General features: G+C 61.5%; 8 protein-coding genes. 3 read left to right on the top strand and 5 right to left on the bottom strand.

Features of this window, described 5'->3' with window-relative positions:
* Positions 1 to 220: 220 nt before the first annotated feature.
* Together L1075_RS15455 and L1075_RS15450 are read left to right on the top strand one after the other, a co-directional pair.
* Positions 221 to 1,042, top strand: coding sequence for a type IV toxin-antitoxin system AbiEi family antitoxin domain-containing protein (locus tag L1075_RS15455; protein ID WP_246942718.1), 822 nt, complete (start codon positions 221 to 223; stop codon positions 1,040 to 1,042).
* Positions 1,026 to 1,961, top strand: a complete 936-nt coding sequence (locus L1075_RS15450) for a nucleotidyl transferase AbiEii/AbiGii toxin family protein (protein ID WP_246942716.1) — start codon at positions 1,026 to 1,028, stop codon at positions 1,959 to 1,961. Before L1075_RS15455 ends, L1075_RS15450 begins: the two co-directional genes overlap by 17 nt.
* A gap of 129 nt (positions 1,962 to 2,090) precedes the next feature.
* Here L1075_RS15450 and L1075_RS15770 read toward each other — a convergent pair whose 3' ends face one another.
* The 5 genes from L1075_RS15770 to L1075_RS15425 all read right to left on the bottom strand — a co-directional run bounded on the left by L1075_RS15770 (position 2,091) and on the right by L1075_RS15425 (position 7,033).
* Positions 2,091 to 2,285, bottom strand: coding sequence for a winged helix-turn-helix transcriptional regulator (locus tag L1075_RS15770; protein ID WP_281504346.1), 195 nt, complete (start codon positions 2,283 to 2,285; stop codon positions 2,091 to 2,093).
* A 107-nt stretch (positions 2,286 to 2,392) separates the two neighbouring features.
* Entirely contained in the window at positions 2,393 to 3,226 is an 834-nt protein-coding gene (locus L1075_RS15440) for an alpha/beta fold hydrolase (RefSeq protein ID WP_246942712.1), read from the bottom strand.
* A 278-nt stretch (positions 3,227 to 3,504) separates the two neighbouring features.
* Positions 3,505 to 4,737, bottom strand: a complete 1,233-nt coding sequence (locus tag L1075_RS15435; RefSeq protein ID WP_246942710.1) for a nucleoside permease — start codon at positions 4,735 to 4,737, stop codon at positions 3,505 to 3,507.
* A gap of 29 nt (positions 4,738 to 4,766) precedes the next feature.
* Positions 4,767 to 5,846 carry a sugar phosphate isomerase/epimerase family protein gene (locus L1075_RS15430; protein ID WP_246942708.1) on the bottom strand — a complete coding sequence of 360 codons (1,080 nt, stop codon included), beginning with the start codon at positions 5,844 to 5,846 and terminating at the stop codon, positions 4,767 to 4,769.
* Entirely contained in the window at positions 5,843 to 7,033 is a 1,191-nt protein-coding gene (locus L1075_RS15425) for a Gfo/Idh/MocA family protein (protein ID WP_246942706.1), read from the bottom strand. Before L1075_RS15425 ends, L1075_RS15430 begins: the two co-directional genes overlap by 4 nt.
* Positions 7,034 to 7,257: 224 nt before the next feature.
* Here L1075_RS15425 and L1075_RS15420 point away from each other — a divergent pair, with 224 nt between their 5' ends.
* Positions 7,258 to 8,256 carry a LacI family DNA-binding transcriptional regulator gene (locus L1075_RS15420; RefSeq protein ID WP_246942705.1) on the top strand — a complete coding sequence of 333 codons (999 nt, stop codon included), beginning with the start codon at positions 7,258 to 7,260 and terminating at the stop codon, positions 8,254 to 8,256.
* Positions 8,257 to 8,340: the final 84 nt, after the last annotated feature.

The following is an 8,340-nucleotide window of genomic DNA, read 5'->3' as shown; positions in this document are numbered from 1 at the left end:
GCACCGAGCGTGCCCAAGTGCACTTCGACCACGCCATTACTCTCCGATGCACCCAGTCCAGGTGCTCGAACGCGCCCCGGGCGCGGTCTGCGTGGCTTGGTGCATTATGGAATTGGGGTTTGGAATTTCTACATTACGCTCACTCAGGGTGAGCGAAAAATACTTTTTGTAATCGTTTTTCTCGTTGGATAAGGTTTTTCAACGTCGTATTATGCTTACTATGAGTGATCAAAAAGATAAAAAGCTAAACCGCCTGCTAGCGAGCCTGGGAGACTTTGATCTGGTCTCCAGTCGCTGGTTGCAAGCTCAGGGCTATTCGAGAAGCCTGGTGGCGCGTTACGTCTCCAGCGGATGGTTGATCTCGCCGGCACGAGGGGTCTATCTGAGAAAGGGCGGGCGGCTACAGTGGCAAGGCGTGTTGCGAAGTCTGCAACAGCGAGAAGGCCTCCCGTTATACATTGGCGGGCGTTTCGCACTGGAAATGCACGGGCACGAACACTATCTACGTCTGGGCGAAGCCGCCACGGTGACGCTTTATGGGGCGGTTCGGCCGCCAGGTTGGCTTGGTCAACTGGCACTGCCCGAGCGGTTCGTGTTTTGTGGTAAGCCTCCCTTCGAATGGTCGGTCCCCCATTTCACGATAGAAACACAGGACGATGTTTTACGCGACCAGGGTTTGGAGCGCCGAGAGGCGATTTCTGGTGTAGAGCCCATCGTCTGCTCCACACCGGAGCGCGCGATATTGGAACTATGCGATGGTCCTACCGGAGCGGCGCTGGTCTATGAAGCTGATGCGCTCATGCAGAGTCTGACGACACTGCGGCCGAGGCGTGTAGCGGTGTTGTTGCGTCATTGTCGGAGCATCAAGGCCAAGCGTTTGTTTCTCGCTCTGGCGGATCGATATCAGCATGCCTGGCTGCGCAGAACCCCGCTGGACGGGGTGGACCTCGGCAGCGGTAAACGCGTCCTGGTGCCCGGCGGCCGCTTGCATCCGACTTATCAGATCACGCTACCGAGAGACTTGGATGAGCACCTGGGATAAACGCTATACCGACCGTGTTCAGTTGCTGGTAGATATTCTGCCGATGCTGTCGCAGGAGCCGCGCTTTGCGTTGAAGGGCGGGACGGCGATCAACCTGTTCGAACATGACCTACCTCGGCTGTCGGTAGATATCGATCTCGCCTGGTTGCCGGTCCATGATTTCGCCGAGGACACTGCCTTGATCGGCCAGGCGCTTGAAACTCTTGCAGAGACGCTACGGGCTCAATCAACCATCTCGAGTGTGCAGTTGTCGGCACCTCAGGGCAGTCGGGGTATAACGCGATTGATCGTCAGTCGGGGCTCGGCGCGTGTGCAGATCGAAACCACGCCGGTCATGCGCGGTACGGTGCACGCCGTACGCGAGATGGAGGTTCAGCCGGCGGTAGAGGAGGCGTTCGGCTTTGCTTCCGCACAAGTGCTCGATTTCGCTGACCTTTATGCCGGGAAGCTGTCGGCGGCGCTATCGCGTCAGCATCCGCGCGACTTGTTCGATGTGGGACTGTTATTGGCGGATGACCGAGCCAATAAAAACTTGTGGCGTACGTTTCTGGTCTATCTGACCTGCAGTCCAAAGCCTGCCTGGGAAATTCTCGAACCTCAGTCGCCAAAAGATTTCGACGCCATCTTTCAAGCGCACTTTAGAGGAATGACGGCCGAGCCCGTGACCGTGGATGAATTGCTGGAGTATAGGGTGAAGCTGCTGGCACGTATCGCTGAGTGGATGGACGACACATCGCGAGCATTTCTGCTTTCCGTCGAAAACGAACAGCCGGACTTCGACCTGATCGGGCTGCCTGCCGCCCGCGAGTTGCCCGGCGTCAAACGCAAGCTGCAGAACCTAGCGCGGCGCTCAGCACAGAAGCGACATGAGGACGGACTCCAACTGAATCAGGCATTGGCTCGATTTTTCGCGACCTGATAGGTTTGCTGAGCATCTCGCGATGCATGGGAACGCCGGCTACTTACCCAGCTCACCAATGCACCCAGTCCAGGTGTTCGAACGCGCCTCGGGCGTGATCCTCGCGGAACATCTACTAGCTGATGATCGTTAGTCAGTCGTCTCCTGCTCCGGTTCTTCCCGCGGTTGCAGCGCCTCTTCCTTTTCCGCCCATTTCAGCAGGGCATCCAATGCCGGGCACAGGGCCTGCCCCCTTTCGGTCAGGCAATGCTCCACCTTGGGCGGTACCTGTGGGTAGGTCTTGCGGGCCCCGGTCTGGTCGGTGGGCTGATGGCGATGAGCCAGGGGGCCACATCGTACTTGCCGTACGCGACGTGTTTGAGGCGCGGATGCGCCGCTGGTTTTGAGGAGAGCGGGCTCGATGTCCCCATCGAGCCCGCGAGAGCTACGTATCAGCGCGCCTGTATGAATTCGAGCAGGTCAGTGTTGATCTGGTCGGGGTGCGTGGCGAACATGCCATGCGACAGGTCGGGGTATGTCTTCAGCGTGCCGTTAGGCAGGAGCTTGACCGCCTTGTGGGCCGAGGCCGCGATCGGAACGATTTGGTCGTCCTCTCCGTGCATCACCAGCACGGGAATCGTGATCGCCTGGAGGTCGTCGGTGAAGTCGGTCTCCGAAAATGCTTCGATGGAGTCGTACTGGGCCTTGGCGCCGCCTTCCATGCCTTGCCGCCACCAGTTGTCGATCAGGCCCTGGCTGACCTCGGCACCGTCGCGATTGAACCCGTAGAACGGGCCGGCGGGGATGTCCTTGAAGAACTGTGCGCGGTTGGTTGCCAGAGTGCTGCGAAAGCCGTCGAACACCTCCTTGGGCGTGCCTTCCGGATTGGCGGATGTCTGTAGCATGAGCGGGGTCACTGCGCCCATCAAGACGGCCTTGGCGACGCGGTCTGATTCTGCCCGGGCGACGTAGCGCGCGACGACGCCGCCTCCGGTCGAATGGCCGATATGAACGGCGTCTTTCAAATCGAGTGCGTTCACCAGTTCCGTAGTGTCGGACGCGTAAGTGTCCATGTCGTTGCCCGTATCGGTCTGGTCTGAGCGGCCATGCCCTCGGCGATCGAAGGCGATGACGCGGTAGCCCTGCGATAGAAAGAACAACATCTGACTATCCCAGTCGTCCGCCGAAAGCGGCCAGCCGTGGTGAAAGACAATGGGCTGAGCATCTTTGGCTCCCCAATCCTTGTAGAAAACGTTCGTACCGTCTCGAGTCGTAATGGTTGCCATCTTTTTCTCCTCCTGTTGGGTAGAAGCCGGATACCGGTTTTTCCAGGGGCTGGCGACTCGATAGGCGATTCTCGGTTCTCGATTCTCGCACTGGTTTCACCATCCCCGCTCGAACAGCTCTGTTAGATTAGCCGCTCGCGCGGAGAAGCGATGTATTCGGGAGTTGTTTTGGCCACAGAAACGCGATACCGCTGCTGGCGGCGTGCTCTTCCCTGACCCAATCGCGTTGCCATGCGGCAGTTCGCCGGCATGGCGCCGGCGAACTGCTCGAGGTTCTTTCAGGTACGTTTCACCTCGGACGCTTCCTTGGCGCGATCCTTGTCCTTGAAGGCCACCAGGAAGAGCAGCAGGACGGCGAGGGCGAAGCATGCAGGGAACAGCCAGATGCCTTGCCAGTCATGACCGTCGGCGGTGGCGTAGTGATCGGTGACCAGGCCGGCGACCCAGAAGCCGATCAACATGCCGACCCCGTAGGTAGCCAGCGTGATCATGCCTTGGGCGGCACTCTGGAAGCGTTCGCCAGCGCGTGCATCGGTGTAGATCTGCCCAGAGACGAAGAAAAAATCATAGCAGACGCCGTGCAGGGCGATACCGAGCAGCAGCAGGTAGACGCCTTCACCGGCATCGCCGAAGGCGAAGAGGGCATAACGCACGGCCCAGGCCAGCATGCCGATAATCAGGGTGATCTTGATGCCGAAGCGGTGGATGAAGACCGGCAACAGCAGCATGAACAAGACTTCCGAGATCTGCCCCAGGGTCATCTTGCCGGTGGGATTGGCCACGCCGATTTCCGCCAGAAAGGGATTGGCGTTCTGGTAGTAGAAGGCCAGCGGAATGCAGATCAGCACCGAGGCGACAAAGAAGATCGCGTAGTTGCGGTCATTGAGCAGTTTCAGAGCATCGAGTCCGAGAATTTCTTTCAGCCCACCCTTGCGGGTGTCCGCCTTGGGTGGGGTGGCTGGCAGGGTAAAGCAGTAGAGGCCCAGTGCCAGCGAGGCGATGGCACACATCAGGAATGTGTTGCGCAGGGCGCCGCCAGCGATGGCCTCGGCGCCGTCCCAGGAGAACAGGTAGCTGATCGCCAGCCCGGCGAGGATCCAGCCGATGGTGCCCCAGACTCGAATCTTGGCGAATTCCTGCGAGGGATCGCGCATCTGGCGAAACGAAACCGAATTCACCAGCGCCAGGGTGGGCATGTAGAGGATCATGTAGACCAGCACCAACGGATAGAAGGTGGTGAAGTCCTGGGCGCGGTACAGGCCGAACAGCAGGGCGGCACCGGCCAAGTGCAGCAGGGCGAGGATGCGTTCGGCGTTGAAGTAGCGATCAGCGATCAAGCCGATGATAAAGGGCGCGATGATCGCGCCCCATGACTGGGTCGAGAAGGCTATACCGATCTGGCCTCCGCTGGCTCCCAGGTTTTGGGAAAGAAAAGTGCCCAGGGTGACGAACCAGCCGCCCCAGATGAAGAACTGCAGAAACATCATGATGCCGAGTCGTGTGCGTAGCATGGCGTACCCTCGTTATTGTGTGATGGGTATCAGTTCGTTTCGTCGAGTCCCAGCAAGCGTCGGTTGCGCCCCGGGTCCGAGCCGGTGTCGGCGAAGTCATCGAAGGCTTTGTCGGCGCGCTGGATCAGGTGGCGGTCGATGAAGGGGGCGCCCTCGGCGGCCCCTTGGGCGGCGTCCTTGAGGCAGCATTCCCACTCGAGTACCGCCCAGCCGTCGTAGCCGTATTGGGTGAGCCGCGAGAAGATGCCCTTGAAATCGACCTGGCCATCGCCCAGCGAGCGGAAGCGACCGGGGCGGTCGACCCAACCCTGATAGCCGCCATAGACCCCGCTGCGGGCGCTGGGTGTGAACTCCGCATCCTTGACGTGGAACATCCCGATCCGCTCGTGATAGCGATCGATGAAGCCCAGGTAGTCGAGTTGCTGCAGCACCATGTGACTGGGGTCGAAGAGGATCTTCGCTCGGGGGTGACCGTCCACGGTCTCGAGGAAGCGTTCGAAGGTGGCGCCATCGTGCAGGTCTTCCCCTGGGTGAATCTCGAAGCACAGGTCGACGCCTTGCTCGTCGAAGACATCCAGGATCGGCCGCCAACGACGGGCCAGTTCGGCGAAACCTTCCTCAATGAGCCCCGGTGGCCGTTGTGGCCAGGGATAAAAGTAGGGCCACAGCAGGGCACCGGAGAAGGTGCCGTGTGCTTTCATCCCCAGGCGGCGACTGGCGCGGGCGGCGAGCTTGAGCTGTTCTTCTGCCCATTGTCGCCGTGCCTCGGGGTGGCCGTGCAGGTGTGATGGGGCGAAGCCGTCGAACAGTTCATCGAAGGCGGGGTGCACCGCCACCAATTGCCCTTGGAGATGGGTGGAGAGCTCGCTGATCGCCACGCCGGCTTCGGCGCAGCGTCCGGTCAGCTCGTCGCAGTAATCTTGGCTGTCGGCGGCGAGTTCGAGATCGATAAGGCGTGAATCGACCGTCGGCATCTGTACGCCACGATAGCCGAGTGAGGCGGCCCAACGGGTGATCGTGTCGAGATCATTGAAAGGCGGGTGATCGTCAAGGAACTGGGCGAGAAAGAGCGCCGGACCCTTGATGCCCTTGTCGTGAGTGCTGGTCATGTCGTTGTCTCCGCGTCATGCCGCTGGGAAGTGTCCTCGAGGGATGTCCACTTGGAGGTGCCGGCCTGGCTTTTCAGCAGGGCCTCGATGAAGGCCATGCCACGCAGGCCCTCTTCCATGCCGGGGACGCCCGCGGCAGCACCGTGCTCGCCACGTCGGACGGCGTCGGCGAAGTCGCGATAGAGGTTGGCCAGCGCTTCCAGGTACCCTTCGGGATGGCCACCGGGCAGTCGCAGGCGCTCCAGGGCTTCCGGTGCCAGGCCGGGCTGATCGATCCCCGCACGCAGCACGCGCATGGGCTCATCAAGGCGCCGGTGGACCAAGGTATTGGGCTCCATCTGCTGCCATTCCAGCGCCCCGCGATCGCCATACAGGCGGATCTTCAGGGCGTTCTCCTCGCCGGTGCAGACTTGGCTTGCCATCAGGGTGCCGCTGGCCCCTTCAGCGGTTTGGAACAGGGCGTCGCCGTCGTCGTCCAGCCGCCGTTGTTCGCCGTGGGTGCCAAGGGCGGCGCAGAGTTCAGTGACGTGGTGTCCTGAGATGAACTCGGCGAGGCCGAAGGCATGCGTACCGATGTCGGCCATGCATCCGCTGGCACCGGCGATGGCGGGATCGGTGCGCCATCCCGCCTGCTTGTTGCCGGTGCCCTCGAGGTTGGTGCTGAGCCAGCCCTGAGGGTATTCGACGTGAATCTTGCGCAGGCGGCCGAGCTCGCCATCGCGCACCAGGCGGCGTGCCTGCCAGACCATGGGATAGCCGAGATAGGTGTGGGCGAGGCCGTAGAGGCTCGTGCCCACATCGAGAGTGGCAGCGAGCTGGCGTGCCTCCTCCAGGGTGGTCGCTGCCGGCTTCTCGCAGAAGACATGGAAGCCCGCCTCGAGTGCGGCCTGGCTGATGGGCACGTGCAGGTGATTGGGCGTGACCACGACCAGCACGTCCATGCGCTGATCGTCGGGTAGCCGGCGCTCGCCATCGATTAGTGACTGCCAGTCGGGGTAGAGGCGCTGTGCCGAAAGGCCACAGGCCTCGCCGGTGCGGGCGTTGTTGCCGGGGTCGCGGCTGAAGCTGGCGCAGACCAGTTCAAGCTCGCCATCCAGAGCGGCGGCCAGGCGATGTACCCGGCCGATGAAGGCGCCTTCGCCACCCCCGATCATGCCCATTCGCACGCGTCGTTTTGCTGTTGTCATTCGTCCTCCACAGGGTTCGGCTGGGCCGTTTCAACCGATCTACTCATGAAATGTAACCGGTTACATTAAGCTGTAAGCTAGTCACCCAGACGCGGGGCATCAATGCGACCTAGGTCGCAGGGGCGCGAGCGGGTGCACCGATGAGCCAGGGGCAATGATGCAGTAGACTGGCGCGCATGATGGTGCCGAGGTAGGCGACGAGACGAGGAGGTTCACAGCCAGGAATGACCAATATTCGTAAGGTGGCCGAGTTGGCCGGTGTGTCGGTGGCGACGGTGTCGCGCACCTTGAAGACGCCCGCCATCGTATCGCCGGGAACGCGCGACAGAGTGCTGGCCGCCGTCGAGCAGGCTGGTTACCGGCCGAATCTCATGGCGGTGCAGTTCCGGTCGCAACGCACCCGCAACCTGGTGGTGCTGGTGCCGACCATCGCCAACACCTTCTTTGCCCGGGTGATTGGCGGCATCCAGGAAGCGGCGCAGCGGCGGGGGTATGGCATTCTGCTGTGCAATACACTCGGCGATGAACGCACCGAGCAGGCCTACGCCGGCCTGGTGTCGACGCGTCAGGCCGACGGCCTCATCCAGCTGCGCGCCTATGATCCCTTCACGGCCTCGGATGGCAAGGCGCGACCGCCGATGGTCAACGCCTGTGAGGTGCTCGACAAGTCGCCGTGCCCCACCGTCAAGCTCGACAACCGAGCCGCCGCCCGGGTGGTGACCGAACATCTACTGACACTGGGACATCGGCGTATCGGCATGATCAAAGGGCCGCTCAACAGCCCCTTGACCCGAGATCGTCTACTCGGTTTCCAGGATGCCCTGGCGACTGCTGGCCTGATGTCGGACGAGAGCCTGTGGTGTCCTGGCGATTTCACGCCGCCCTCGGGTCATCGGGCGGCAGGTGACCTGCTATCGCGAGCCGACCCACCCACTGCGATCTTCTGCGAAAACGACGAAATGGCCATGGGTGCCATGCGGCGCATCAAGGAAGCGGGGCTTCGGGTGCCCGAGGATATCTCGGTGGCGGGATTCGACGATATCGCCTTCGCTTCCTTTTGCGATCCCTCCCTGACGACCATCGCCCAGCCCGCCGAGAATTTCGGGCGCGAGGCCGTGTCTCTGTTGCTCGACATCATCGATGGTCGGGATGACGCAGCGGATGAGCATCGCATCATGCCCTTCGAGCTGGTAGTACGAGAGAGCACGGGACCGGCCGTTTGATCCCGGAGATACAAGACGAGCCAGTTCATCTCCATCGAGGGCGATCTGCTGCTGGGTTGAGGCATCGCTACAGGCCCTTCAGCC

Source organism: Chromohalobacter beijerinckii (assembly GCF_023061185.1).
GTDB lineage: Bacteria > Pseudomonadota > Gammaproteobacteria > Pseudomonadales > Halomonadaceae > Chromohalobacter > Chromohalobacter beijerinckii.
Note: the sequence above shows the minus strand (reverse complement) of the source record. Positions and strands in the feature narration are given on the sequence as shown.

Coding starts and splice junctions, on each gene's coding strand:
- L1075_RS15425 (WP_246942706.1), bottom strand. CDS start 7,033: ATGACAACAGCAAAACGACGCGTGCGAATGGGCATGATCGGGGGTGGC.
- L1075_RS15435 (WP_246942710.1), bottom strand. CDS start 4,737: ATGCTACGCACACGACTCGGCATCATGATGTTTCTGCAGTTCTTCATC.
- L1075_RS15450 (WP_246942716.1), top strand. CDS start 1,026: ATGAGCACCTGGGATAAACGCTATACCGACCGTGTTCAGTTGCTGGTA.
- L1075_RS15455 (WP_246942718.1), top strand. CDS start 221: ATGAGTGATCAAAAAGATAAAAAGCTAAACCGCCTGCTAGCGAGCCTG.
- L1075_RS15440 (WP_246942712.1), bottom strand. CDS start 3,226: ATGGCAACCATTACGACTCGAGACGGTACGAACGTTTTCTACAAGGAT.
- L1075_RS15430 (WP_246942708.1), bottom strand. CDS start 5,846: ATGACCAGCACTCACGACAAGGGCATCAAGGGTCCGGCGCTCTTTCTC.
- L1075_RS15420 (WP_246942705.1), top strand. CDS start 7,258: ATGACCAATATTCGTAAGGTGGCCGAGTTGGCCGGTGTGTCGGTGGCG.